We start from the raw sequence: 24269 nt of genomic DNA on the forward strand, positions 1-24269 counted from the left end.
CAAGACCAAACATCAGGCTGACGACAGGTCCAGACATTCCGACGCCCCTATGAATACACCACACCTTGCACCGCTCGACGCCCAGGCACCCGACCTGACTTCATTGATCCGGTCCGGCGATACCATCATGTGGGGACAAGCCAACGCGGAGCCCCTGACCTTGATCCAGGCGTTGGTGAATCAGCGCCACGCGATAGGCCGCGTACGCGTATTCCTCGGTATCGGGCAGAACAGCCTGCTCGAACCTGGGCATGCCGACGCCATCGACTTTCTGGCCTACTGCGCTACAGGCTCCAACCGCAAGCTGGCCCAAGCGGGTCTGTTGGATATTCTCCCCGCCCACTATTCTCAATTCCCACGCCTGATCGAACAGAAGGCACTGCGGATCGATGTCCTGATGCTTCAGGTACCGCCCCCCGATGCGCTGGGCCGTTACAGCCTGGGCATGGCACGGGAGTATCTGGTTCCGGCACTCAAATCGGCGCGAGTGGTTCTGGCAGAGGTCAACCCGTCCATCCCCTGGACATATGGCGGTCCCTACCTGCAGGAAGACGACTTTGACTTGTTGGTCCCCTGCGCAGTCCAGTCACTCACCCCCTCAGCCTCCTCCCCTGGCCCCATCGAGGTCGCGATCGGTCGCCACGTCGCGAGCTTCGTCGAAGACGGTGCGACCTTGCAGACCGGTATAGGCAATATTCCCGATGCTGTGCTGGCGCAATTGCACGACCGGCGAGAGCTTGGCGTGCATTCCGGCGCGATTGGCGACGGCATCGCTGGGTTGGCGATGGCGGGCATTATCACCAATGGTTGCAAGAGCATCGATGTCGATGTGTCCATTGGTGGTGTACTGATCGGCGGCGAGTTGGTGCGCCGCTACGCCCATTTGAACCGTGCGTTGGAGCTGCGCGGCACGGACTACACGCACAACCCACAGGTGCTGGGGAAGATCGACCGGTTTGTGGCGATCAATTCGGCCATCGAGGTCGACCTCAGCGGCCAGGTGAACTCGGAAGTGGCTGGAGGTCGGTACCTGGGCGGGGTTGGCGGCATCGTCGATTTTATTCGCGCAGCCCAGTCAAGCCGCGGCGGCGTGCCGATCATCGCCCTACCCTCCACGGCAGGTAGCCAGAGCCGAATCGTCACTGCGCTGTCGGGGCCTGTCACGGTGCCTCGTAGCGATGGCTGCGTCATCATCACCGAGCATGGCGTCGCCGACCTGCGTGGACTCTCACTCGCCCAGCGGGCAGCCAGGCTCATCGCAGTGGCGGCGCCGGAACACCGCGAAGCACTCGAACGCCAAGTACATGCTGGAAATCTAAGCTAGCAATCACGAGGACTGACCGTGGACAGCAATGTCCACGGCCAGACAGGTCAACCTTCTACAGCCCCTGAAGTACCTGCCAGGTACTCCAACAGCGTACGAGCGGCTGGGCTCGGCAAACGCCCGTGAGGCGTCGCAATCGAGATGATGCGCTTGGCCCAGGGCTCAGCGAGGTCGAGCACCGCGATGGTATCGAGCATGTCCCGGCTGACATGACACTCTGGCTGTACCGTCACGCCAAACCCCGCCTGCACCAGGCTGATCGCAACCCCGGTGCTGCGCACATTGAAACGGGGCTGGAACTCCTGGCCCAACCGTTTTGCCGCTACCCGGAACGCCGGCATCATGGCTTTCACCGCGACGATGTTTTCCGGCGCCAGATCTTCGAAGGTCACACTCTGCCGGCCCGCGAGCGGGTGCTCCCGAGGCACGATGGCTACCATCCGGTCCTTGCGATAAGGGGTGACGTCGACACCACTCAGGTCGATTTCGTGGGCCATTGCAAAGACGCCCACATCAGCCTCACCGTGCGCCACCGTACGCACGATCTCCGCATTTTCCACCTCACTCAGCTGCAGCTCGATCAGGGGATAGTCGTGGGCATAGTTGCCTAGCTCACGCGCCAGGAATGGCGCAATGATCGAACGAGCCGAAGCGACATGGACCTCGCCACGAACCCCTTCGGTGAAGGAGGAAATCTCCGCTCGCATGTCGTCCAACTGGCCGAAGATCGAGCGCAGGTAGCGTACCAGCACCGCCCCGGCCGGGCTTGGCTGCACGCCCTTGGGGTTGCGCTCCAGAAGCTTTACGCCAGCGATCTCCTCAAGGTCTTGGATGCGTTTGGTCGCGGTCGAGGCCGCGATGTTCTCGCGAATCGCCGCAAGCCCGATCTGCTGCTCTTCGACAGCAGACAGGAACAGCTTCAAGGTAAACAGATCTACCTGGCGGATGAGGTGCATCTTGTTGAAAGTCATAGGCGCTCTGAAGGTGTCTGTGTCGTCTTGTCTTTATTGATCGGCGACGGCTGGAACCTGTCGTCCAGCCGTCCTCCTGCACTGCTTCACGCTACGACTGACTATACCCCTTCGCTCGTTATATCGCTTGCCTATTACTGCTCCATGCAAACCCGCCCCTTCCTTCGCCAAGCCCCTGACCACGCGGCTTTCAGACCGCTTCAGCCAGGCTGAATCAGCGCTTCAGGAATGGTCACTTGAGCGACCATCCCAGCCCTTCAATAGTTACTCCACGGACCGGCCCCGGCGTGCATGCGCCTGGCCAAGAGCGCCATGTCCGTTATTCGAGAAGCCCGCTGATCGTCGTCGGCAAAGTCATTGCCGACGCGGGTACGCGTTCACCTAAAAAAATAAGAAGAGGGTTGTAGTGTGGCCGAATCAAAGTTGTATCCGCTCGTCCTGATCATGGCGTTGAGCCCAATCGTCCCGATGACCGCCCGTGCCGACTTCGTGGCTGACAGCAGGCTGAACCTGGGCTTTCGAACGCTCTATTACAATAATGATTTTCGCGATAACACCAGTGGCCCATCCAAGACCGCTGAATTGGCACAAGGCTTCAAGCTCGACTACCAGTCCGGCTATACAGATGGCCCGATTGGTGTGGGCGTCAATGCCCTCGGTCTGCTGGGTGTGACGCTCGACAGCGGTAGAGGGCGCCACCAGGGCAGTTCCATGATTCCTTCGGACGGCGATCACCCGGCGGACGAATGGAGCAGGCTTGGCCTGACCTTCAAGGCCAGGGCATCCAAGACGGAGTTGCTGGCCGGTTCGCTGTACCCCAAGCTGCCCATCCTGGTCGCCAACGACGGTCGCTTGCTGCAACAGCTCTTTCAGGGCGCGATGGTCACCTCGAACGAATTCGATGGGCTAACCCTGGTCGCTGGCAAGTTGAACAAGGTAACGGGGCGCGGCTCGAGCGATCGTACCGGGCTGGCCGTTGGCGGCGGACGTGAGCAGAGCGACAGTTTCACTTTCGCGGGGGCCGACTACACGCTGGGGAGCAACCTTCTGCTGCAGTATTACCATGCCTCGCTGAAGGACTATTACCGCCAGGATTTCCTGGGGGCGGTGCATACGCTACCCATTGGCGAAACGCAGAAGCTCAAGACCGATCTCCGGTATTTCCGCAGTCGGGCGCAAGGAGCTAACGCCTCGGGTGATGCGGGCTATCAGGTGGCGGGCTTCACCCAAGGCGGCGATGGCGAAATCGACAACGATACCTGGAGCGCTACCTTCACCTATACCGTCAACGGACACAGCTTACTGGCCGGCTACCAGAAGGTCTCAGACAACAGTGCCTTCGTCCAACCGAACCAGGCCAGCCTGAGCAATGGCGTCGAGGCAGCTGGCTCCAGCACCTACCTCTACACCGACCGACTCGCCTCCAACTTCACCCGCGCAGGTCAGGCCACACGATACGTGCAGTACGCCTATGATTTTGCCGCTGCCGGTGTGCCTGGCCTGAACGCGTCGATCATGTACCTGGATTCCGACTCCATCAAGACGGCCAGCGGCAGTAACCAGCGGGAGTGGGAACGTGACTTGTCACTGGGCTACATCATCCAGAGCGGCCCGCTCAAAGGCCTGGGATTCGTCTGGCTCAATGCTCTGCTGCACAGCGAGGCGGTGCCGAACCAGGACCAGAATCGATTGCTGGTAACCTACACCTTGTCGTTGTTCTAAATCCCCCCGGGCAGCGGCCTTATATCGCGGAAGGGCTGCACAGCGGCCCTCAGGTCTTGAAGTCGGCATAACCACTACCAGGGCTGCTGCGCAGCCCTTTCGCGACAAAAGCCCGTCAAGCCAATCAGCTCAGCGCTCGATCTGGCGGATGAAATCGATCGCTACTTGGCCAAAGGCATCGTTGTCGTCACCCGTCAGCATATGCCCCGCGCCAGCCACTTCGATATTCCGGGCTTGAGGGCACAGCGCCAGAAATTCGCTGACCGCCTCACGCGTCAGCACATCGGAATGCTCGCCACGCACCACCAGCGTCGGCACATCGAGGCGACGCGCGCATTGGCCAAGCCGTGCAGCCCGCTCGGCCAAGTCGCCCCGGGCATCGAGAAAACGCGGATCCCAGTGCCAATAGAGGCGGCCATCGGCGGCGCGGCGCAAGTTCTTGCCCAGCCCGGCTGTGCTGCCCTGACGCCGCACGTCCCCCCGGTATTGCGCGATAGCGTCGGCTGCCTCCTCGAGCGAGACGAAACCCTCGGCATGGCGCGTCATGAAATCACGCACCCGCCCAACACCACCTCCGGACGAAAGATGAGCGACATCGGCCAATATCAATGCTGCCGCATCCACCACACCACCGCCTACAGCCTGCAGGCTGGTCATGCCGCCCATCGAGGCGCCGATCAACACGGGACGCCCGGCAAGAGTGCGGATCACGCAGGCAAGATCCTGAGCCATGGCCACCTCGCCATAATCACCATCTGCCACCCAATTCGAGTCGCCATGGCCGCGAGCGTCGTAGGCCACCGCATGAAAACCCGCTCGTGCCAAGCTGCGGGCAGTGTGCCGCCACGAATGCCTGGTCTGCCCGCCCCCGTGCAATAGCACCACAGGCCGTGCCAAAGGGTCGCCCCAGCTATCGCCGCACAGACGATTGCCATGAGCGCCGGTCCAGGTGTGCATTGGGAGGGGCGTACCGGGAAGCGAGGTTCGTGGATTCATGTAGGAAGTACCAAGACAAGGCGCCAGGTGGACGGTACTGCCGACAACAAGCGACCTTACGCGGCGCCCACGCCCGTCGCGGTCTTCAGTATCGCGATGAACGTCATCTTCAGGACTCCACCAGGCACCTCCAAGTCATGATTTTCGAAGCGCCACTTCAGGATTCGTCAAGCCCAGCCGCTTACGACGCCTGAACCAGGTTTGATAGGGTGCAGATTCAATAAGCACAACAAAAACCACGGAGGGGACATGATTCCGTTCGCGAAATTGCATGTCCATCTGACCGCCCCGCAGACAGAGGCGTGCGATGGAAAACTATGACTATATCGTCGTCGGTGCCGGCTCCTCGGGTTGCGTGGTGGCGAGCCGTCTCAGCGAGGACCCGCACGCCCGCGTTCTATTGATAGAAGCGGGTGGCAGCATGGACGACTTCTGGGTCAATACACCTGCGGGCATGGCCAAGCTCTTTGGCAGCGAGCGTTTCAACTGGCGCTTCAAGACCGCACCCGTGCCCACCCTCGACGGGCGCCAGGTGCAATGGGATCGGGGCAAAGGCCTAGGTGGCAGCAGCGCCATCAACGGCATGATCTACATGCGCGGCCAGCCCGAGGACTACGATCATTGGGCGCAACTGGGCAATCAGGGCTGGGGCTGGGACGATGTGCTGCCCTACTTCAAGCGCTCGGAAAACAACGTACGCGGCGCCAACGCCTTTCATGGCGACCAAGGCCCATTGTGCGTGACAGACCCGGTCGAGATTCACCCAGCGGCGCACGACTTCATTACCGCCTGCGTCAATAGCGGCATCGAACGCTCCAACGACCTGAACGCCCCGCCATACCCTGCCGTCGGGGTTCGCCAGTACACGATCAGAAAAGGTCAACGCCACTCGGCATATAAAGCTTTTCTCGAACCCGTGCTCCATCGCCCCAACCTCGAAACCCTGACCAACGCGCAGGTCACCCAGGTGCTGTTCGACGGCGACGAGGCCTCGGGTGTTGAAGTCGTGCTTAACACTCAACGTCGCGCCATCGGGGCTACGCGCGAGGTGATCCTGTGCGCCGGCGCCCTCGCCTCCCCCCAATTGCTCATGCTCTCGGGGATCGGTGACGCGGCGCAGTTACAGCACCACGGCATCGCTGTGCGACGGCACCTGCCGGGAGTGGGGCGTAATCTCCAGGACCACTGGTATGCCTCGCTTGCCTGGCGCTGCACGCCTGGCAGTTCGGTCAATCACCGTCTGAGCGGCCTGCGCAAGTACCTGGAGGGCGCGCGCTACGTGCTCACACACAGTGGCTACCTTGCCCTGGGCGCCGCCCCCGTGACGGCGTACGCCAGAAGCGAGCCGGGCGAACGGGTCGACCTGCAGCTTTCCCTAAACCCTATGAGTTTTTCGGCCACCGCATCGGGCGAGGTCGCCGCCGACAGCTATCCAGGCCTGTCCGCCTCGGTGCTGCTGCTATCGCCTCGCTCGCGCGGCTATCTGGAGCTGGCGAGCGCCGACCCGCTGGACGCTCCCCTCCTTCACCCCAACTACTTCAGCGATGAAAGCGACATACGTCGGCACATCGCCGGGCTGCGCCAGCTGCGCCAGATCCTGCAGACGCCGCCGCTTGCACAACGGGTTGTCGAGGAAATCAAGCCCGGCCCGCAGTGTACGAGCGACGATGAATTGTTCGACTACCTCAAGCGCTTCGGCGGCACAGGCTGGCACCCGGTAGGCACCTGCAAGATGGGCAACGACAGCGATGCCGTGGTCGACGCCCAGCTACGGGTGCACGGCCTTCGTCGGCTACGGGTTATCGATGCCTCGATCATGCCGGTCATTCCCACGGGAAACACCAATGCCCCCTGCATCATGATCGGCGAAAAGGGTGCGGACATGATCCGCGCCGACGCGCTCACCGCCCGTACTTTGGCAGCCTGACACTTCAAGGACCCCTCGTCATGACTCACCCAGGTCAGACCCTTAACATCCCCCATGCCGATTGCCTGTTCATCGGAGGGCAATGGGTCAAACCCGCCACAGTGGACACCTTCGCGGTGCTCAACTGCGCCACCGAAGAAACCGTCGCCCACGTGGCCAAGGCCCAGGAGGCCGACGTGGCCGCCGCCGTGCTGGCTGCCCGCCAGGCATTCGACCACGGCCCCTGGCCGCGCATGAGCCCCGCCGAACGTGCCGGCTACCTGGAAAAGATCGCCCAGCGCCTGGAGACACTAAATGACGAGTTCGCCCGTATTTGGACGGTCGAGTCCGGCATCCTCTACCGCATCGCCCAACCTCGCGTAGGCCAATACCTCAGTGGTGCTTTCCGTCAGTATGCGGCAATGGCCGACACCTACCCGTTCATCAAGCCAATCACCTCCACCAGCGGTCACCGGGGTTATGCCGTGCAGGAGCCCGTGGGGGTAGCGCTGGCCATCGTGCCGTGGAACGGCCCGGCGGGGCTGATCGCCTACAAGGTTGCGCCCGCGTTGCTGGCCGGTTGCACGGTCATCATCAAGAATTCCCCAGAGGCCCCCTGCTCCGGCTACTTGTTCGCGCAGGTTTGTCAGGAAGTCGGCCTGCCACCTGGAGTGGTAAATATGGTGACGGCCGACCGCGACGTGTCGGAGACACTGGTCAGCAATCCCGGCGTGGACAAGATCACCTTCACAGGCTCCACCGCTGCTGGCCGGCGCATCGGCGCGGTAGCATCCGAGCGTGTGGCGCGGGTCACTCTGGAACTGGGCGGTAAGTCGCCCGCCGTGGTGCTTGACGATTACGACATCGAGACCGCCGCCAAGGCACTGGGTACGCCGTATTTCAGCTACCTGACAGGGCAGGTGTGCGCTAGCCTGACGCGGATCATCGTGCCACGCAGCAAGCACGACGCGATGGTCGAGGCGCTCGTGAGCGCCGCGCGCGAAGCCGTGCCAGGCGATCCGTTCGACGCTGGTACCACCATGGGGCCCTTGGCCTCTTCGCGCCAGCGCAACAGCGTGGAGCGCATGGTGGCCCAGAGCATTGCCGACGGTGCCAAACTGGCGACCGGCGGCATCAGACCGAAGCATCTGCGACGTGGATTTTTTTTCGAGCCCACAGTGTTCGCTCATGTCGATAATCGCTCCTTCGCGGCCCGACATGAATTCTTCGGGCCGGTTCTGTCGGTCATTGCAGCCGACAACGAGCAGCACGCAATCGACATGGCCAACGACACCATCTTCGGCCTCAATGCCACGGTGTTCACTCAGGATTCTGAGCGGGCCATGCGCGTGGCACGGCAGCTGCGCGCGGGTACGGTCGGCCACAATGCATCACGTTATGACTTCGCGATCGGCTTCGGCGGTTTCAAGCAGTCGGGCCTAGGCCGCGAAGGCGGTGAACGCGGGCTCGAAGCGTTCCTGGAATCCAAGGCCGTGGTGCTCGACCAACCTGCGTCTTGACTCCCTCCGTACAGGCTCTTTCGCCCCGCCCACGGGGCGACAGGCCACTCTTCGCTTTGCATGGCGAGCGCCACTTCAATCTTCTCGAAATCCGACTTCAAAATTCGCAACTTGGTTTGCCAGGCCCTGCGGCCTAGCTTACGGGGTGTCTACTCAACAACATAAAAGGACCCCGGCCATGGCCAACTTCCTCGACCAATCGCAACAGATGTGGCTCGACAGCGTGAACCGTTTCATGGACAACGAAATCACCGTCGAATACATCCGCAAATGCGACCAGAACCGCGACTACCCTTATGAGGCCTACGAGAAGATTGCCCAGCAGGGCTGGCTGGGTCTGCTGTTCTCCGAAGAGGAAGGCGGCGCTGGCGGCAGCATCTTCGACTACGTGCTGATGTCCGAAGGTCTCGGTAAATACGGCTTCGACTTCGCCGCCGCCATCCTGGTACCGACTTTCACCGCGATGAACATCGCCAAATATGGCACCCAGGCGCAGCGAGACAAATACATCCAGCCCTTCATCGAAGGCAAGATCCGCTTCTCGGTGTCGATGACCGAGCCCGACGCAGGTTCGGACGTGTTCGCCACCAAGACCCACGCGCGCCGTAACGACAACGGCGACTGGGTCATCAACGGCGCGAAGATGTTCTGCTCCGGTGCACAGGCCGACAACACCGTCATCGCAATGCTCGTGCGCACTGACATGAAGGACAAGCACGGCGGCCTGACCATGCTGCTCATCCCGAACGACACCCCAGGCATGGTTATCAACAAGCTGCCTACCCTGTCTCGCCATGCGACAGGCACTACCGAGATTTTCCTCGATGACGTCATCGTCCCCGGGGATGCGATTCTGGGTGTCGAAGGCCAGGGTCACGAGATCATCCTCAATCACCTGGAGCTTGAGCGGTGTGCCGTTGCCGGCGCCTACACCGGCAACGCGCAGGAAGCGGTGAACAACGCAAACCGCTACGCACACCAGCGCACCCAGTTCGGCCAGCCGATCTTCAACTTCCAGGTGCTCAAGCACATGCTGGCCGAGAACCAGACCCGCGTCGATGCGGCCCGCCTGCTGGTCTACCGCGCAGCTGCGCTCAAGTCCGAGGGCCTGCCCGCGCCGAAAGAGACCTCCATGGCCAAGCTTTACGCCTCCGAAACCCTCAAGCAGTGCGCACTCGACGGCATGCAGATTCTCGGCGGCTTCGCCAACCTGCCCGAAGCGGACATGGAGCGCTACCTGCGCGAAAGCGTGCAATGCACCATCGGTGGCGGCACCTCGCAGATCCAGCGAACCATCATCGCCAAGTCCATGCGCCTGAATTAACGCCGTATTCAGTCACCAACCAAGGAAACAGCCATGAGTCTGATCAACAACCAGATCAACCAGACCTTCGACGAACTGGAAGAAGGCCAGGTGTTCGCCTCCGGTGGCCGCACCATCACCGAAACCGATGTGGTGAACTACTGTGCACTGACCGGCAACTGGATCGCGATCCATTCCAACACCGTCTATTCGTCCAAGACCCGTTTCGGCAAGCGCCTGGTGCAAGGTGCCCTCACCTATTCCATCGCCACCGGCCTGGTGCAGTTCGGCCTGGGCTTCCAGGCCAACTACGGCATCGACAACATGCGCTTCCTCAAGCCAGTGCTGATCGATGACACCGTCTACGCTCGCGCCACCGTGATCGGCAAGAAGGTCAAGGATGACAAGTACGGTGTGATCAAATTCCTGATGCAGGTGCTGAACCAGGACGGCGATGTCGTCCAACAGGGCGAATGGAGCCTGCTGATGTTGCGCAAACGCGAAGACCTCGACGCACTGGTCGCCTCCACTCTGCCAGCACCGAAGGGCTGATTGCCATGAAGACCATTCGTATCGGCTCCGGAAGCGGGTTCTGGGGTGACAACCTCGACCCCGCGATCGAGATCGCCAAGCACGGTAACGTGCAGTACCTGGCCTACGATTTCCTCGGCGAGCCGACCATTCCGCTGCTGCAGAAGATGCGCCAGAAGAACCCGGAACACGGCTTCGTGCCGGCCATCCGCGCCGTTGTGCGCGGTGTGCTGCCGATCTGCCTGGACAAAGGCATCAAAATCCTCACCAATGCCGGCGCGGCCAACCCCCAGGCCTGCGCCGACACCATCCTGGCCGCAGCCAGAGAGGTGGGCATCACCCGACTCAAAGTGGGTATCGTTACCACCAACGACATCCAGCACAAGGTTGAGGAACTGCTCGACAAGGGCGTGCGCTTCACCAACCTGGATACGGGCGACAATGACTTGGGCCAGGTTCGCGAACGCATCGTCGGCTCGTACGTGTACTCCGGAGCCTATGGCTACGTGGAAGCGCTGCAAGCAGGTTGCGACATCATCATCTCCGACCGTGCGACGGATGATGCCGCCATCCTGGCGCCGTTGGTCCACGAGTTCGGCTGGAAATGGGACGACTGGGACAGGCTGGCCATCGGCATCACTGCCGGCCACCTGATCGAGTGCGGCGCAGCCTGCTCCGGTGGTATCACCAGCCTCTGGAAAGAAGTGCCCGAGCCTTGGAACATCGGCTACCCCATCGCCGAGGTCAACGAAGAAGGCGAGTTGTTCATCACCAAGGTGGACGGTACCGGCGGCCTGGTCAACAAGGTCACGCTCACCGAGCACCTGCTCTACGAAGTGCACGACCCAGGCAACTACCTGATGCCCGAAGTCGTCACCGACTTCACCAACGTGCAGATGGAAGAAGTCGCCAAGGACCGCGTGAAGGTCTGGGGCGCCCGCGGCAAGCCTGCGCCGGCCACGCTCAAGGCGGGTATTGCCTACACCGACGGCTACATCGGCGAGGTGGAGTCTTCCGTGACCTGGCCCGACGCCGTGGCCAAGGCACGGCGCTCGTTCGAGATCATCAAGAAGCGCTTCGAGATGGTCGACCTCAAGGCCGAGGAAGTGCGCTTCGACATGATCGGCGTCGACTCCTGCCACTGGTCGGCCTCTCCTGAGCCTGATGAGGACATCAACGAAGTGCGCATCCGCGTGGCCGCCAAGTGCGCGAACCGCGCCGAAGCCAGCAAAGTCGCCCGTGAGTGCGTGATGCTGATGGGCACTGGCCCTATCGGTTCCACCGGCCAGCTGAACACGCCCGCCCCGCGCGAGGTGTTCGCCCTTTGGCCCACGCTGATCGCACGCGAACAAGTCGTGCAGAACGTCGAGATTCGGGAGCTTTGACATGGCCAAGTTGCAACTGAAAGATCTGGTATATGCCCGCTCCGGCGACAAGGGCGACATCAGCAACATCGCCGTCATCGCCAAGGAGCCGCGCTTCTACCCCTTGCTGCAAAAGCACCTGACTGCAGAACGGGTCAAGGCCTTTTTCGGTGAGATGTCCAAGGGCCCCGTGGAGCGCTATGAAGTGCGTACCCTGCACGCGATGAACTTCGTGCTGCGCAATTCGCTCGGCGGCGGCGCCACGCGCAGTCTGCGCATCGACTTCACCGGCAAGACCATGTGCCAGGCTATCCTGCGCATCGTCCTGGATGTCGATGAAAGCGACCTGCACCTGATGCACTGAAGGAGAACCGACATGGGCAATAAAGCCAGAATCATTGGCGTGAACATGGTCAAGTTCGCCAAGCCTGGGGCGCATGAGCCCTACGAAATCATGGGCGCCAAGGCCATTCAGGGCGCGCTGGAAGACGCCGGCATCCGCTACGACCAGGTTCAGCAGGCCTTCGCCGGCTACGTCTATGGCGACAGCACCTGCGGCCAGCGTGTGGCCTACGGCGTGGGCATGACCGGTATCCCAGTGTTCAACCTGAACAACTACTGCGCCTCGGGTTCCTCGGCGCTGTTCCTGGCGCGGCAAGCGGTTGAGGCCGGCATTGTCGAGTGCGCGCTGGCCTTCGGTTTTGAAGAGATGAAGCCCGGTGCGCTGGGCAGCGCCTTCAGCGATCGCACATCCCCCGTGGGCTGGATCCATGAGCGCCGGGAACAGTTGGCACCGCAACTGCCAGAAGAGCCACCTCGCGCCATCAAGGCTTTCGGCGCGGCCGGATGGGAATACATCAATCGCTTTGGAGCCAATCCGGACATCTTTGCCAAGGTGGCTGTGAAATCACGCACCCATGCGATCAACAACCCCTACTCGCTGTTCAACAAGCCGTTGACCGTCGAGGAGGTGATGCAAGCGACACCGATGTATCCTTATTTGACCCGCCTGATGGCCTGCCCGCCCACCTGCGGCGCTGCGGCTGCGATCGTCTGCAGTGAAGCGTTCGCAACGAAGCATGGCATTAGCAATGCGGTCGAGATTGTGGCGCAGTCGATGACCACCGATACCGAGGCCACCAAGCTCGACCTGCTGAACCTGGTGGGGGCTGACATGACCCGCCGAGCCGCCCAGCAGGTTTACGAGTCGGCCGGTATCGGGCCAGAGGACGTCAACGTCGTGGAATTGCACGATTGCTTTACGCCTAATGAGGTCATCAGCTACGAAGGGCTGGGCTTGTGCCCGGAGGGCGGCGCTGAGCGGTTCATCGTTGATGGCGACAACACCTATGGCGGCAAGTATGTCATCAACCCGTCAGGCGGCTTGATGTCCAAGGGCCACCCACTCGGCGCGACGGGCTTGGCCCAATGCACCGAACTGGTCTGGCACCTGCGTGGCCAGGCAGGTAACCGTCAAGTGGAGAACGCTCGCATCGCCCTGCAGCACAACATCGGTCTGGGTGGCGCCTGCGTAGTGACGATGTACCGGCGTACCTGACGATGCCCGACCGGGCCCGGCCATCGGGCCGCGCCCGGTCTCAGGGCTACGGCTAACGCTTTGATATCCAATAACAACAATCGGAGTAAGCGACATGGCAGGACCACTTGCCGGGGTACGGGTACTTGACCTGACCTCGAACTTCATGGGCCCCTATGCCTCGCTGCTAATGGCAGACATGGGCGCGGACATCTGCAAGATTGAGGCGCCCGGTGGTGATCCTACGCGAGGCGTCGGGCCCTGCCGCAACTCGGGCATGAGCGCGATCTTCCTGCACCTGAACCGCAACAAGCGCAGTGCTGTGCTGGACCTCAAGCACCCGCAGGCGGCGCAGGCACTCCAGCAGATGCTGGCATCGGCCGACGTGGTGTTACACAGCCTGCGTCCCAAGGCCATGGCCAAACTCGGGCTGACCTACGACGATGTCAGGAAGATCAACCCACGCATCATTTACTGTGGCGCCTTTGGCTTTGGACAGAATGGCCCATATGCTGACCGCCCTGCCTACGACGACCTTATCCAGGCAGCCGTGGGCATGCCCGTACTTCAAGCACGCAAAGCTGGCCCCCCCTCCTACGTCGCCACCGCCATCGCTGACCGAATCGTCGGCATGGCAACCTGCAACGCGGTGGCGATGGCGCTGTATTACCGCGAAAAGACCGGGCATGGGCAATCGGTGGAAGTGCCGATGTTCGAAACCTTCGCGCACTTCGTGATGGGCGACCATCTGTACGGCCATACCTTCGAGCCGCCGATTGGCGACTGGGGCTACGCCCGCATGATGAGCGCCGAACGGCGTCCTTATCAGACGCAGGACGGCTACCTGGGCGTGAACATCTACACCGACCGCCACTGGCAGCGCTTCTTCCTCGCCGTCGGTCGCCCCGACATGGCTGACGACCCTCGCTACGGCACGATCTTCGGCCGCACCGAGAACATCGGCTATCTCTACAAATTCCTCGCCGACACCTTCGAAACCAAGACGACGGCCCAGTGGCTGAGCATCCTGACTGAAGCCGACATTCCCGTTATCGAGATGAACACCCCCGAAACACTGCTGCATGACCCGCACATGGAAGCCGTCAACTTCTTCCAGGTGCAACAACATCCGAGCGAAGGCATGTTACGTATGCTGGGTATCCCTCAACAGTGGAGCGAGAGCCAACCCGAGCAGCGCTACCCCGCTCCGCGCCTGGGCGAGCACACGGTGCAATTGCTGAGCGAGTATGGCCTGACGACAGAACAGGCCCAGCAAGTGGTGCTGTCCGGTGGTGCCGTGCAAGCCTCCATCGACACGGCCAGCGCGTGAGCAAGGAGCCTCCCATGCAAAATGATTCCCGAGCAGACCTGCCCCTGGCTGGCATTACCGTGGTCGAACTGGGTGATAGCGCTTCTGCTCCATTCGCCGGCCACATCCTCGCTGGTTTGGGTGCGCAGGTCTGGAAGGTGGAACGCCCGGCCGGCGACTCTTCCCGCGGTTGGGGGCCTAGTCAATGGAAAGGCAGCGGCGCCGCGTTCCACGCCATCAACCGCGGCAAGCGCTCCATCTGCCTGGACATCAAGGATCCGGTGCAACTGGCCACGCTGCATGACCTCATCGAGGGCCATGCCGATGTCTTCCTGCACAACCTGCGCCCAGGCAGCGCCGAGCAGTACCACCTAGACCCCGAGAACCTGCGCCAGCGCAAGCCTGAACTGGTAGTGTGCGAAGTCGGTGCCTATGGGCATCTGGGCCCCTTGAGCAAGCTGCCCGGGTACGACCCGTTGATGCAGGCCTTTTCCGGCATCATGACGCTCACCGGCGAGGACGGCCAGGCGCCTGTGCGCGCCGGTGTCTCCATCTGCGATTTCGGCACCGGCATGTGGGCCGTGATCGGTATCGCCGCAGCCCTTGTGCGTCGTGAGCGCAAGCAGATCGGCGCGACCGTCAACAGTTCGCTGCTGGAAACCGCGATCGCCTGGATGTCCATTGGCATCGCCAACTACGCCGCCGATGGCAACCCCGGTGGCCGACATGGTTCGGGCGTGGCCTTCATCGTGCCGCACCGTGCCTACGAGGCGGCAGACGGCCATGCCATCATCAGTGCGGCCAACGACACGCTGTTTGCCCGCCTGTGCGATGCCCTGGGTCATCCCGAATGGGCCACCGACCCCAGGTTCGCCACCAATGCCGGGCGCATCGCCAACCGCAAGGCGATCGACGGGCTGATCGGCGAGCGCATAAAACAGCACACGCGCGATCACTGGCAGAAACACTTCGATGTCCTCGGCCTGCCCTGTGCCTCGGTGCAAACCACCGAAGAGCTCTACGCCCATGAGCAAACCCGTGCCTTGGGTATCCTGGGCAGAACGAGCGAGGACGAGATCGAGTTGGTGGGCATGCCCCTTTCGTTCGACCGCCAGCGTCCACCCGCCCTGGCCTCGGCCCCCAAAATCGGCCAGGACAACGCACGTCTACACCAGTTGCTGCAAGGTGCCTGATTAATGCGGGCACCCGCGCACCTTCATTCCTCATTGGACGGATTCATGAACAAGCAAGCTCAAGGCCCGTTGAAGGGTGTCAAGATCGTCGAAGTAGGTGGCATCGGCCCGGCCCCGTTCTGCTGCATGCTGCTGGCCGACCTGGGCGCGGAGGTAGTGCGCATCGACCGGCCTGCGGGCCATGATGGCGGCGCCCCTGTCGATGCCCGTTTCGACCTGCTCAATCGTAGCCGGCGCAGCGTGCAGATGAACCTCAAGCAGCCCGAGGCAGTGGCCGCGGTGCTGCGCATGGTGGAACAGGCCGACGTGCTGGTCGAAGGCTTTCGCCCTGGTGTGATGGAGCGCCTGGGGCTGGGCCCCGAGGTCTGCCTGAGTGCCAACCCTCGCCTGGTCTACGGCCGCATGACCGGCTGGGGCCAGGACGGCCCGCTGGCCCAGGCGCCGGGGCATGACGTCAACTACATCTCGCTGACCGGTGCCCTGCACGCCATGGGTCGCGCTGGCGAGGCGCCGGCGATTCCGCTGAACCTGGTGGGCGACTTCGGCGGTGGCTCGCTCTACCTTGCATTGGGCATCCTCAGTGCTCTGCTCGAGGCGCGGACCTCAGGCCAGGGCCAGGTGGTGGATGCGGCCATGGTTGATGGCGCCGCTTCGTTGATGACCCTGGTCTATGGCTTCCATGCCGCGGGGTACTGGAAGGATGAGCGCGGCACCAACCGGCTCGACTCCGGCGCCCCCTGGTACAACGTCTATGAAACCCAGGATGGCAAGCACGTCAGCATCGCCGCCAACGAAGGGCGCTTCTACCGCGAAGCCCTGGGCGTGCTGGGCCTGAAGGAACAGGATCTGCCAGCGCAGCACGACCAGGCCGGCTGGCCGCTGATGAAGCAGCGCTTCGCCGAGGTATTCAAGACCCGTACGCGTGATGAATGGACGGCGCTGGCCGCGGGTACCCAGTCCTGCATCGTGCCGGTGCTGTCACTGGCCGAAGCCCCGCAGCACACCCACGTACAGCAACGCGGCAGCTTCGTGGAAGTTGATGGTGTGCTCCAGCCTGCACCGGCACCACGCTTTAGCCGTACCCCCGGCGCTATCCAGAACCCACCACCACACCCTGGCCAGGATGCAGACGCAGTGCTGGCCGACTGGGGCTTCTCGGCGCAGGAGCAACAGTGCCTACGCACGGCAGGCGCCGTGCTCTAGTCAAACCTACCTGGGCCGCCGTGCGGCCCTTCGCGGGTAAACCCGCTCCTGCAGGCCAGGTGTTAGCCACGACATACGCCGCCACTGCAGGAGCGGGTTTACCCGCGAGGGGCTGCCAACTCAACTGATTCGAGAACGTAACGCCATCGTTCCTGCTTCAGAGGTATGACGCCATACGCCTATCTGCATGGCGAAGGCGCGAACGACAACGCCGATCAAGCAACGGTCTCAACCTTCTTACGCACTGGAATCCACCCTGGCGCCGCCTCCACAGCTCGCAACAAGCCAGCGGGAATAGATAACACCGCGCGCTTTTCCAGATCCAGTTCCTGGCAGATTTGCGCACCGCAGCCCGACTGTGCCAATCCCACCCAGTCAGCGTTCATTACCAGCCCCTTGCCTACACCTGCAAGCGACAGCCCCAGGTCAAGCGCGGCCTGGGCCTGCTTGGGTGTGCGCAGCATGCCTGCCGCAAGTATCGGCACGCGCTTGTCGACGTGAGCGATGACCTGCTCCACGGTGAGGCGGGAGTCCGCGCCGAGTGGGCGCGCGCCCAGAACGTCATTGAGCGAGACATGCAAATAGTCGATGCCTTCGGCAATCAGCCCATCCACCAGCGCGCAGATGTCCGGCACTCGATAGCCACCATCCTCGCGTTCCTCGGGTGAGATGCGGTAGCCCAATACAAACGGCCCCTTGGCGTGCGCGGCAATCACCCGCTTCGCCTCTCGCACCACAGCCAGCGCGAAGCGCATGCGATTTTCCGGTGAGCCACCCCATTCGTCATCGCGCAGGTTGTAGCGTGGCGAGAAGAAGTTCTGCAGCAAGAAACCGTGCGCACCATGCAGCTCTATCCCATCGAACCCGGCTTCGATGGCCCGGCGGGTAGCTTCGCCGAAGGCATGCACCATCTCAAAAATCTCGTCACGGGATAAAGCTCGGGGTGTCACATCGCCCCGGTTGAAGGGACCAGCCAGTGCATTGACGGCACTGGCACTCACCAGCTCACCTCCTGGTACTGCCTCCACCACCGCCTTGTTGCCCGCATGGAAGATTTGCAGGACCGCCGCAGCGCCGCCACTCTTGGCGGCCTCAGCCAGCCGTTGCAAGCTGGGAATGAAGCGGTCGTCGTATGCGGCGAACTCGTCGGTGAAACCGATGCCGTTCTCCGTCACATGCGTGCACCCCGTGATGACCATGCCCACGCCCTGGGCGCGGCGGTGGTAATAGTCCACCTCCGCATCCGAGAGGGTGCCATCTGGGTTCGCAGACCAAGTGGTCATGGGCGCCATTACTACACGGTTGCGCAGCGTCAAGCCGCTATGGAGGACGAAAGGTTGGAACAAGGTGGTGTGTTCAGAAGTCATTTGAAAACCTTGGCGCAACGCAGGCGCCCCAAAAGAAAGTCACAAGAACTCCAATTTGAGGCTAAAGCGGCCGCATGCCAAGATTTCCAATCTACACAACAGTATTCAGTCCAGATTGACAATGAGGCGCAAGAACGCCGCTCAGCGCACCCGTTTCTTCTTGGAAAGCGGCTGTCGCAGGGCTGCCATGCCCTCGCGCTTCTCGACCAGAAAGTCAATCAAGGCACGCACCTTGGCAGGCATCTGCGCGCGGGTCGGCGCATAGATGTAGAAACCCGCGAAGGGCTTGCACCAGGGCTGCAGCACACGTACCAGCGCGCCCGATTCCAAATGTCGCTGCACGGCAATGTCGATGTGCTGGATAAGGCCCACGTTCTGCAATGCGGCGCAGATCATGCCGTCATCGTCGTTCGTGATGACACTGCCCTGCGGCTCTACTGTGAAGGCGTGCCCGTCTTCTCCCGGCGCAGTGAACTCCCATGGCAGGATCGCCCCACCCGGGGTCCGAAACCGCAGGCAGTTGTGCTGCGCAAGATCGGCGGGGGTGGACGGTTGTCCATGGCGCATGAAATAGGCGGGCGTGCCCACCACCGCCATCTCCAGCGCCGGCGTGATCGGCACGGCCACCATGTGCTCGGCCAGGCTCTCGCCCACGCGGATGCCCGCATCGCAGCCGTCGGCCACGATGTTGGCTAGCGCATCGTCGGCAACCAGCTCCAGTTGGAGTTTGGGGTAGCGGGAGCAGAATTCCTCCAGATGCGGCTCCAGCAGGGTTTTGGCCGCCACGCGGGAGGTATTCACCCGCACCAGGCCCGAAGGCTCATCACGTGCGTCATGCATGGTGCGCACTGTGCGCTCCACCGCAATCAGCGCCGGATACCACACGTCATAGAGCCGTTGGCCTTCCTCGGTCAGCGACATGTCCCGCGTCGTGCGGTACAGCAGCTTGACGTTCAGGCGCCGTTCCAGCGCCTTCACGTTCTGCGACAGATTGGCCCGCGAGACGCCCATTTCCGCCGCGGCCTTGGTGAAGCTACGGTGGTGGGCGACGTGCGCGAACCAGGCCAGGGAAGGAAGTAATGACGGATCCATGCGGCACTCATTGTAAATTTGAAAATACAACTGTAGTACAGATTGATGGCTATGACGAATCAATCATCCAGCCTAAAGTGGCTCCACCGCTGCTTGGCCGCACGCCATTTTGAAGAACGCGACCCGGCAATTTCCACTCAACGGCCTATCAACGGCTACAAGGAGTCCATCATGCAAAGCGTCAAGATCAAGACCACCTACTGGGACATCGCAGCAGACCTGCATTTTCCGCCTAACTTCGACGAGAAGAAGAAACACCCAGCGATCATCAGCGCCCACCCCATCGGCAGTTGCAAGGAGCAGACCGCTGGAAACGTTTATGGCAAGGCACTGGCAGAAGCCGGGTTTGTCGTCATCGCCTTCGACCGCAGCACGCAAGGCCAGAGCGGCGGCGAGCCCCGCTACACTGAAGACCCGGCCATGGCCGTGGAAGACTTCAGCCGGGTCATGGACTACCTGGTCACCTTGCCGTACGTGGATGCCGACCGCATTGGCGTGCTGGGCATCTGTGGCGGCGGTGGCTATGCCATCAATGCAACCATGATCGAGCGGCGCATCAAGGCCCTGGTCAGCATCACCGGTGTCAACTACGGCCGCCTGTGCCGCGAAGGCTTCAGCGGCTTCGACCCGATTGGCCAGATGGAAGCGGTGGCCCAGCAACGCACCGCCGAAGCCCGGGGCGAGGCGCTCAAGGTTGACCTGTTCGTTCCGCCCTCCATGGATGCGGTCGCCCAGGCGGGTATCACGGACATCGATGTTCTCGGTGCCACGGACTACTACCGCAACCGCTGCGTCAACGACAACGCCGGCACGCGCGGGCTGTTCTCGCGCCGCGCTGCCTCCGCCGGCTGGGATGCCTTCCATCTGGCCGAGACGCTGCTGACGACACCGATGATGGTGGTGGTCGGCGACAAGCCGGGCGGTTTCGGCGCCTATCGCGACGGGCTGGAGATTTACGCGCGCGCTGCGTCGAAGGTCAAGGAACTGGTCGTCGTCGAGGATACTTCGCACTACGACTTGTATGATCAGCCGGCCCCTGTCGGCCAAGCACTGGCCAAGCTGATCCCGTTCTATCAGCAAAACCTCTAAGCGAGAGCAGCAGGATGAAAACCATCTTTATCACCGGCGCCTCCACCGGCTTGGGCAAGGCCACCGCCCTTTTATTTCAACGCCGAGGCTGGAGTGTCATCGCCACGATGCGCGATGTCGAAAAAGGCGCCGATCTGGCAAAACTGGACAACGTATCCGTACTGCCACTGGATGTCACCGATCCGGCACAGATCGAAAAAGCCGTTGCCAGTGCGTTGGAGATCGGCCCGATAGATGTCGTGTTCAACAATGCCGGCTATGGCCTGGGCGGTCCGCTGGAAAATCTGACGGACGCGCAAATCGTGCGCCTGTTCGATACGAACATGATGGGGACGATTCGGGTCACCAAGGCATTCATCCCTCATTTCAAGCAGCGCGGGCAAGGGCTATTCATCTCCACCACCTCGATGGCGGGATTGATGGCGGTTCCCTTCAACACGATCTACAACGCTTCAAAGTTCGCCATTGAGGGTTGGACGGAAGGCATGGTGCAGGAACTTGGGCTGTTTGGCATCGGGATCAAAACCGTTGCGCCCGGCATCATCCAATCGCAGTTTGGAGAGAACGCGATTTGGTCTGTCGCGGATGAGTACAAGCAAGCCTTTGAACGATCAATGGCGCATTTTGATTTCCAGAGTTACTTCTCCACTCCGGAAATGATTGCCGATGTCGTGTATGAGGCAGCCACGGATGGGAAAAATCAACTCCGATACATCGCCGGTGAAGATGTGAACCGGCATTTTGCCGAATATCAGAAGCTGGGCAGGCAGGCTTATGTCGATCAACTGGCAAGGACAATCGACAAGTGAACGACACGCCCATGAATGAAGGAGTGACTGAAATGACCAAAGTATTGATCCTGGGCGCCAGCGGCCAGATTGCCCGCCATGCTGTGCAGATGCTGGGCGAGCACCAGAATGTCAAGCAGACGCTGCTCGTGCGCGATCCCAAGAAGCTGACTAGTACCGAACCCGCTAATGCCACGATCGCGATCGGCGATGTGATGGACAACAAGCTGCTGCCCCAGCTCATGGAGGGGCAGGACGTGGTTTATGCCAACCTGGCGGGCGATGTGGACCAGCAGACCGCGCACATCCTGGCGGTGATGAAGGCCAAGGGCGTCAAACGTTTGATCTTCGTTAACTCGCTGGGCATCTACGACGAAGTGCCTGGCAAGTTTGGCGAATGGAACCGCAATGAGATTGGACAATACCTGCCGCCGTACCGTGCATCCGCGGATCTGATCGAGGCCTCGGACACTGACTACACCATCCTGCGCGCCGCTTGGCTGCAGGACGAGGACGAAGTGAACTACGAGATCACCAGCCGCGATGAACCCTTCAAGGGCACCGAAGTATCGCGCAAGAGTGTGGCCGCACTAGTGACCAAGTTGGTGATGAGCCCCGGCCTACTGGTGCGTGCCAACGTGGGCGTGAACAAGCCCAACACAGACGGCGACAAGCCCGCCTTCGTGTAAGCGAGCCGTTCTTCTCGACGCGATCGACCACGCGACTGCTTCGGCTCGGGCATTAGCCCGAGCCAGCAAATCGGGCCATCGGTGGATCTATTCATCAATGATCACTGCATGAGAAAGCCCATGTCTGTACTGCACTGGATTCTTAGCGCGCTGGCGCTCGCGCTGCTGTCGGTGTTCGCCTACCTCTATGCTGTGACCTGGATCGAAAGCCGCCAGGCTCGGCAATTGGAAAGCAAGCACTCCAACGCATCGGTCACCGCGGACATTGCGCCCACCTCACGAACGGCGGTGGTGTATTTCTCGCGCTCGGGGAACACTGCATTGGTCGCGCGCCATGTAACCCAACGACTCAATGCGACACTGTTTCCTCTGGATGCGCCCGACTACCGGTTAGGTATGGGTGGCTTGGCGCATGCCGTCATGGACGCGAACACACGCAGATCGAAGCCCGAGGTACTGCCGGACATCACCCCGCGCACCATCGACCTGAAACCGTTCGATACGGTCTGGCTTGGCTCGCCCGTTTGGCTCTATAGCCCCGCACCGCCGATCTGGGCGTTTGTCGAGCACAACCGCTTCGACGGCCAACGCGTGGTGCTTTTCAACACCTTCAACAGCCACATCGGTGATGACTACATCGTCAAGCTCAAGGCAAAGGTGATGGAGCGTGGCGCCCGGTCTTTCGAGCATAAGCGTGTGCTGCGCGGGCGCATGACGCAGCAACTCACGTCCGAGCAGATGCTGCAGGCCATTGATGAGCAATGGTTTGGCCCGCAAGCCGGGTCCTGAGTGCACTCACTACAACCTTGTCCAGGACGAGCAGGGTTCGGCCAATGCACTGGCAATCGAGCGCAGCGCGGGCGGCGCTCGATTGCCATCCCCGGTTCCGCGAAGAACTATAAATCCTCGGGACAACGTATTGGGCGTTGCAGAAAGCGGTCAGGCTTCCTGGCAGTCCTTGCCCGCTGCGTCTGCCGTTTCAAACCTGGAAACCGGGTTAGGAATAAAGGACACGACTACCGCCGCAATCACTGCTGGCAACGCGAAGGCATAGAAATTCCATTGATGGTCAAGGTTGGCGCCCACGATACAGCCACCGATCATCGGTCCCAGGATCGCCCCCGCTCGCCCGATGCCCAATACAGCCCCCACCGCCGCACCGCGACATGAGGTCGGGAAATAGGCCCCGAGGAACCCATACAGCAAGGTGGTCGAGCCGATGGTGCCAAGGCCTGCGCCAAACACCGCGCACATCAGCCAGAACGCATCGAGCTTCTGGCTCAACGCCAATAGCGATAGCGCGCCAATCAGGTAGTACGGCACCACGACTTTCTTCGAGCCGACGCGGTCGGCGAACATGGCGCCAGCCAGGTTGCCGACGACCGCACCCAGTTGCAGCACCAGCAGAAACTGCAACGACGACCCAAGTGCATAGCCCGCAGCACGCATCAGGTGCGGCAACCAGGTATTGAGCCCGTAAATGATCAGTTGGGTGCAGAACATCCCGCAGATGAACAGCACGGCAACACCACGAAAGCCGCTGGAAAATAGCAACCTGTAGCCAATTTTTCCCTCAGAGGCGGGTTGTACCTTGCGCTGGAAAGCCTGCTCCTGCAGCACCTGGTCGAAATCCATCCCGTAACGGTGTGCCAGCTCTTTCGCCTCATCGAGACGACCTCGACCAACCAGGAAGTTCACCGACTCAGGCAGCAAGAAGTACATCACCGGCAGAATCACGATGTACAAACCACCCAAGGCATACAACGTGCGCCAACTGTGCTCCGGTAACAGGGCGAGTGCGGCCAGCGCCGAAACGATGCCGCCCACCGCGTAACCGCTCAGCATGATGCCGTTGTACAACTGGCGCCGTTGCCGTGGGGCGTATTCGATCGTCAAGGCCACCGCGCACGGCACCACACCGCCAAGGCCAATGCCACACAAAAAACGGAAGACGCCCAGCATCTGCGGCGACTGCGCGGTGGCGCACAAGGCCGAGCCCACCGAGAACCAGAGCACACCAATCATGAGCAGGTTGCGACGGCCGAGCCGGTCGGTCAGCCACCCCGTCAAGAGAAAGCCCACCATCAGACCGGCCAGCGTCCAGCCTCCGATCATCCCTGCTACCGCCGGTGTCATGTTCCAGCCGGGTTCTTCCATCAGGCTAGGGACAGTCGCCCCGTAAATGATCAGGTCGTAGCCGTCCGCCACGATCGTCAGAAAACACAAGATGACCACGAACAGCCCACTACGGGGTGAAGCCTTTTCTTGCCTCATTGCGCTTGCCTCCGGCCAGGCACGGCCGACCTTGACCGCACAGGACAAGGAGGACCGGGCCCGACATTTCAGGTAATTGTTTTTGTTGTTC

At 61.6% G+C, this 24269-nt stretch carries 21 protein-coding genes; 16 read left to right on the forward strand and 5 right to left on the reverse strand.

Annotated features, from left to right (window positions below; genetic code table 11):
- Nucleotides 1–49: 49 nt before the first annotated feature.
- Nucleotides 50–1324 (forward strand): acetyl-CoA hydrolase/transferase family protein, encoded by a 1275-nt coding sequence (locus CAG22_RS04715; RefSeq protein WP_085589714.1) that lies wholly within the window; start codon nucleotides 50–52, stop codon nucleotides 1322–1324.
- Between the two features lie 47 nt (nucleotides 1325–1371).
- Here the strand turns inward: CAG22_RS04715 and CAG22_RS04720 are convergent, their stop codons facing one another.
- Nucleotides 1372–2295 (reverse strand): LysR family transcriptional regulator, encoded by a 924-nt coding sequence (locus CAG22_RS04720; protein ID WP_025339134.1) that lies wholly within the window; start codon nucleotides 2293–2295, stop codon nucleotides 1372–1374.
- 444 nt (nucleotides 2296–2739) lie between these two features.
- Here CAG22_RS04720 and CAG22_RS04725 point away from each other — a divergent pair, with 444 nt between their 5' ends.
- Nucleotides 2740–4017, forward strand: coding sequence for an OprD family outer membrane porin (locus CAG22_RS04725; RefSeq protein WP_085704923.1), 1278 nt, complete (start codon nucleotides 2740–2742; stop codon nucleotides 4015–4017).
- A 129-nt stretch (nucleotides 4018–4146) separates the two neighbouring features.
- Here CAG22_RS04725 and CAG22_RS04730 read toward each other — a convergent pair whose 3' ends face one another.
- Entirely contained in the window at nucleotides 4147–5013 is an 867-nt protein-coding gene (locus tag CAG22_RS04730; protein ID WP_085704709.1) for an alpha/beta hydrolase, read from the reverse strand.
- Between the two features lie 307 nt (nucleotides 5014–5320).
- Between CAG22_RS04730 and CAG22_RS04735 the strand changes: the two genes are divergently transcribed.
- The 10 genes from CAG22_RS04735 to CAG22_RS04780 all read left to right on the forward strand — a co-directional run bounded on the left by CAG22_RS04735 (nucleotide 5321) and on the right by CAG22_RS04780 (nucleotide 16879).
- Nucleotides 5321–6940: a GMC family oxidoreductase gene (locus CAG22_RS04735; RefSeq protein WP_025339137.1), complete on the forward strand. Its 1620-nt coding sequence runs from the start codon at nucleotides 5321–5323 to the stop codon at nucleotides 6938–6940.
- A gap of 20 nt (nucleotides 6941–6960) precedes the next feature.
- Nucleotides 6961–8439 carry an aldehyde dehydrogenase gene (locus tag CAG22_RS04740; protein ID WP_085704711.1) on the forward strand — a complete coding sequence of 493 codons (1479 nt, stop codon included), beginning with the start codon at nucleotides 6961–6963 and terminating at the stop codon, nucleotides 8437–8439.
- 178 nt (nucleotides 8440–8617) lie between these two features.
- Nucleotides 8618–9763: an acyl-CoA dehydrogenase family protein gene (locus tag CAG22_RS04745; protein WP_025339139.1), complete on the forward strand. Its 1146-nt coding sequence runs from the start codon at nucleotides 8618–8620 to the stop codon at nucleotides 9761–9763.
- 33 nt (nucleotides 9764–9796) lie between these two features.
- Complete coding sequence (locus CAG22_RS04750; protein ID WP_025339140.1) at nucleotides 9797–10294, forward strand: MaoC/PaaZ C-terminal domain-containing protein; 498 nt, start codon at nucleotides 9797–9799, stop codon at nucleotides 10292–10294.
- 5 nt (nucleotides 10295–10299) lie between these two features.
- Nucleotides 10300–11658, forward strand: coding sequence for an acyclic terpene utilization AtuA family protein (locus CAG22_RS04755; RefSeq protein WP_085589720.1), 1359 nt, complete (start codon nucleotides 10300–10302; stop codon nucleotides 11656–11658).
- Between the two features lies 1 nt (nucleotide 11659).
- The gene (locus CAG22_RS04760; protein WP_025339142.1) at nucleotides 11660–12001 is read left to right on the forward strand and encodes a hypothetical protein; all 342 of its coding nucleotides are present in this window, start codon (nucleotides 11660–11662) and stop codon (nucleotides 11999–12001) included.
- A 12-nt stretch (nucleotides 12002–12013) separates the two neighbouring features.
- Nucleotides 12014–13195 carry a lipid-transfer protein gene (locus tag CAG22_RS04765; protein WP_085704713.1) on the forward strand — a complete coding sequence of 394 codons (1182 nt, stop codon included), beginning with the start codon at nucleotides 12014–12016 and terminating at the stop codon, nucleotides 13193–13195.
- Between the two features lie 94 nt (nucleotides 13196–13289).
- The gene (locus CAG22_RS04770; RefSeq protein ID WP_085704715.1) at nucleotides 13290–14504 is read left to right on the forward strand and encodes a CaiB/BaiF CoA-transferase family protein; all 1215 of its coding nucleotides are present in this window, start codon (nucleotides 13290–13292) and stop codon (nucleotides 14502–14504) included.
- Nucleotides 14505–14518: 14 nt separating this feature from the next.
- Entirely contained in the window at nucleotides 14519–15676 is a 1158-nt protein-coding gene (locus CAG22_RS04775) for a CaiB/BaiF CoA-transferase family protein (RefSeq protein WP_085704717.1), read from the forward strand.
- 45 nt (nucleotides 15677–15721) lie between these two features.
- Entirely contained in the window at nucleotides 15722–16879 is a 1158-nt protein-coding gene (locus CAG22_RS04780; RefSeq protein WP_085704719.1) for a CaiB/BaiF CoA-transferase family protein, read from the forward strand.
- Between the two features lie 215 nt (nucleotides 16880–17094).
- On the opposite strand, the gene CAG22_RS04785 is transcribed toward CAG22_RS04780, so the two are convergent.
- Entirely contained in the window at nucleotides 17095–18246 is a 1152-nt protein-coding gene (locus CAG22_RS04785; RefSeq protein ID WP_085704721.1) for an NADH-dependent flavin oxidoreductase, read from the reverse strand.
- A 141-nt stretch (nucleotides 18247–18387) separates the two neighbouring features.
- Nucleotides 18388–19338 (reverse strand): LysR family transcriptional regulator, encoded by a 951-nt coding sequence (locus tag CAG22_RS04790; RefSeq protein ID WP_085589731.1) that lies wholly within the window; start codon nucleotides 19336–19338, stop codon nucleotides 18388–18390.
- Between the two features lie 171 nt (nucleotides 19339–19509).
- Between CAG22_RS04790 and CAG22_RS04795 the strand changes: the two genes are divergently transcribed.
- The 4 genes from CAG22_RS04795 to CAG22_RS04810 all read left to right on the forward strand — a co-directional run bounded on the left by CAG22_RS04795 (nucleotide 19510) and on the right by CAG22_RS04810 (nucleotide 22693).
- Entirely contained in the window at nucleotides 19510–20427 is a 918-nt protein-coding gene (locus tag CAG22_RS04795; RefSeq protein ID WP_085589733.1) for an alpha/beta hydrolase, read from the forward strand.
- Nucleotides 20428–20441: 14 nt separating this feature from the next.
- Nucleotides 20442–21236 (forward strand): SDR family oxidoreductase, encoded by a 795-nt coding sequence (locus CAG22_RS04800; RefSeq protein ID WP_085692624.1) that lies wholly within the window; start codon nucleotides 20442–20444, stop codon nucleotides 21234–21236.
- Between the two features lie 32 nt (nucleotides 21237–21268).
- Nucleotides 21269–21904 carry an SDR family oxidoreductase gene (locus tag CAG22_RS04805; RefSeq protein ID WP_085589737.1) on the forward strand — a complete coding sequence of 212 codons (636 nt, stop codon included), beginning with the start codon at nucleotides 21269–21271 and terminating at the stop codon, nucleotides 21902–21904.
- 120 nt (nucleotides 21905–22024) lie between these two features.
- Entirely contained in the window at nucleotides 22025–22693 is a 669-nt protein-coding gene (locus CAG22_RS04810; protein WP_139833406.1) for a flavodoxin, read from the forward strand.
- Nucleotides 22694–22843: 150 nt separating this feature from the next.
- Here the strand turns inward: CAG22_RS04810 and CAG22_RS04815 are convergent, their stop codons facing one another.
- The gene (locus CAG22_RS04815; protein ID WP_085704723.1) at nucleotides 22844–24178 is read right to left on the reverse strand and encodes an aromatic acid/H+ symport family MFS transporter; all 1335 of its coding nucleotides are present in this window, start codon (nucleotides 24176–24178) and stop codon (nucleotides 22844–22846) included.
- Nucleotides 24179–24269 lie beyond the last annotated feature (91 nt).

Source organism: Pseudomonas sp. B8(2017), from assembly GCF_002113575.1.
GTDB classification, from domain to species: domain Bacteria; phylum Pseudomonadota; class Gammaproteobacteria; order Pseudomonadales; family Pseudomonadaceae; genus Aquipseudomonas; species Aquipseudomonas putida_Z.

What these genes read in the sequence shown, in the direction of transcription:
- CAG22_RS04715 (WP_085589714.1), top strand. Translation starts at nt 50, where the DNA reads ATGAATACACCACACCTTGCACCGCTCGACGCCCAGGCACCCGACCTG.
- CAG22_RS04720 (WP_025339134.1), bottom strand. Translation starts at nt 2,295, where the DNA reads ATGACTTTCAACAAGATGCACCTCATCCGCCAGGTAGATCTGTTTACC.
- CAG22_RS04725 (WP_085704923.1), top strand. Translation starts at nt 2,740, where the DNA reads ATGGCGTTGAGCCCAATCGTCCCGATGACCGCCCGTGCCGACTTCGTG.
- CAG22_RS04730 (WP_085704709.1), bottom strand. Translation starts at nt 5,013, where the DNA reads ATGAATCCACGAACCTCGCTTCCCGGTACGCCCCTCCCAATGCACACC.
- CAG22_RS04735 (WP_025339137.1), top strand. Translation starts at nt 5,321, where the DNA reads ATGGAAAACTATGACTATATCGTCGTCGGTGCCGGCTCCTCGGGTTGC.
- CAG22_RS04740 (WP_085704711.1), top strand. Translation starts at nt 6,961, where the DNA reads ATGACTCACCCAGGTCAGACCCTTAACATCCCCCATGCCGATTGCCTG.
- CAG22_RS04745 (WP_025339139.1), top strand. Translation starts at nt 8,618, where the DNA reads ATGGCCAACTTCCTCGACCAATCGCAACAGATGTGGCTCGACAGCGTG.
- CAG22_RS04750 (WP_025339140.1), top strand. Translation starts at nt 9,797, where the DNA reads ATGAGTCTGATCAACAACCAGATCAACCAGACCTTCGACGAACTGGAA.
- CAG22_RS04755 (WP_085589720.1), top strand. Translation starts at nt 10,300, where the DNA reads ATGAAGACCATTCGTATCGGCTCCGGAAGCGGGTTCTGGGGTGACAAC.
- CAG22_RS04760 (WP_025339142.1), top strand. Translation starts at nt 11,660, where the DNA reads ATGGCCAAGTTGCAACTGAAAGATCTGGTATATGCCCGCTCCGGCGAC.
- CAG22_RS04765 (WP_085704713.1), top strand. Translation starts at nt 12,014, where the DNA reads ATGGGCAATAAAGCCAGAATCATTGGCGTGAACATGGTCAAGTTCGCC.
- CAG22_RS04770 (WP_085704715.1), top strand. Translation starts at nt 13,290, where the DNA reads ATGGCAGGACCACTTGCCGGGGTACGGGTACTTGACCTGACCTCGAAC.
- CAG22_RS04775 (WP_085704717.1), top strand. Translation starts at nt 14,519, where the DNA reads ATGCAAAATGATTCCCGAGCAGACCTGCCCCTGGCTGGCATTACCGTG.
- CAG22_RS04780 (WP_085704719.1), top strand. Translation starts at nt 15,722, where the DNA reads ATGAACAAGCAAGCTCAAGGCCCGTTGAAGGGTGTCAAGATCGTCGAA.
- CAG22_RS04785 (WP_085704721.1), bottom strand. Translation starts at nt 18,246, where the DNA reads ATGACTTCTGAACACACCACCTTGTTCCAACCTTTCGTCCTCCATAGC.
- CAG22_RS04790 (WP_085589731.1), bottom strand. Translation starts at nt 19,338, where the DNA reads ATGGATCCGTCATTACTTCCTTCCCTGGCCTGGTTCGCGCACGTCGCC.
- CAG22_RS04795 (WP_085589733.1), top strand. Translation starts at nt 19,510, where the DNA reads ATGCAAAGCGTCAAGATCAAGACCACCTACTGGGACATCGCAGCAGAC.
- CAG22_RS04800 (WP_085692624.1), top strand. Translation starts at nt 20,442, where the DNA reads ATGAAAACCATCTTTATCACCGGCGCCTCCACCGGCTTGGGCAAGGCC.
- CAG22_RS04805 (WP_085589737.1), top strand. Translation starts at nt 21,269, where the DNA reads ATGACCAAAGTATTGATCCTGGGCGCCAGCGGCCAGATTGCCCGCCAT.
- CAG22_RS04810 (WP_139833406.1), top strand. Translation starts at nt 22,025, where the DNA reads ATGTCTGTACTGCACTGGATTCTTAGCGCGCTGGCGCTCGCGCTGCTG.
- CAG22_RS04815 (WP_085704723.1), bottom strand. Translation starts at nt 24,178, where the DNA reads ATGAGGCAAGAAAAGGCTTCACCCCGTAGTGGGCTGTTCGTGGTCATC.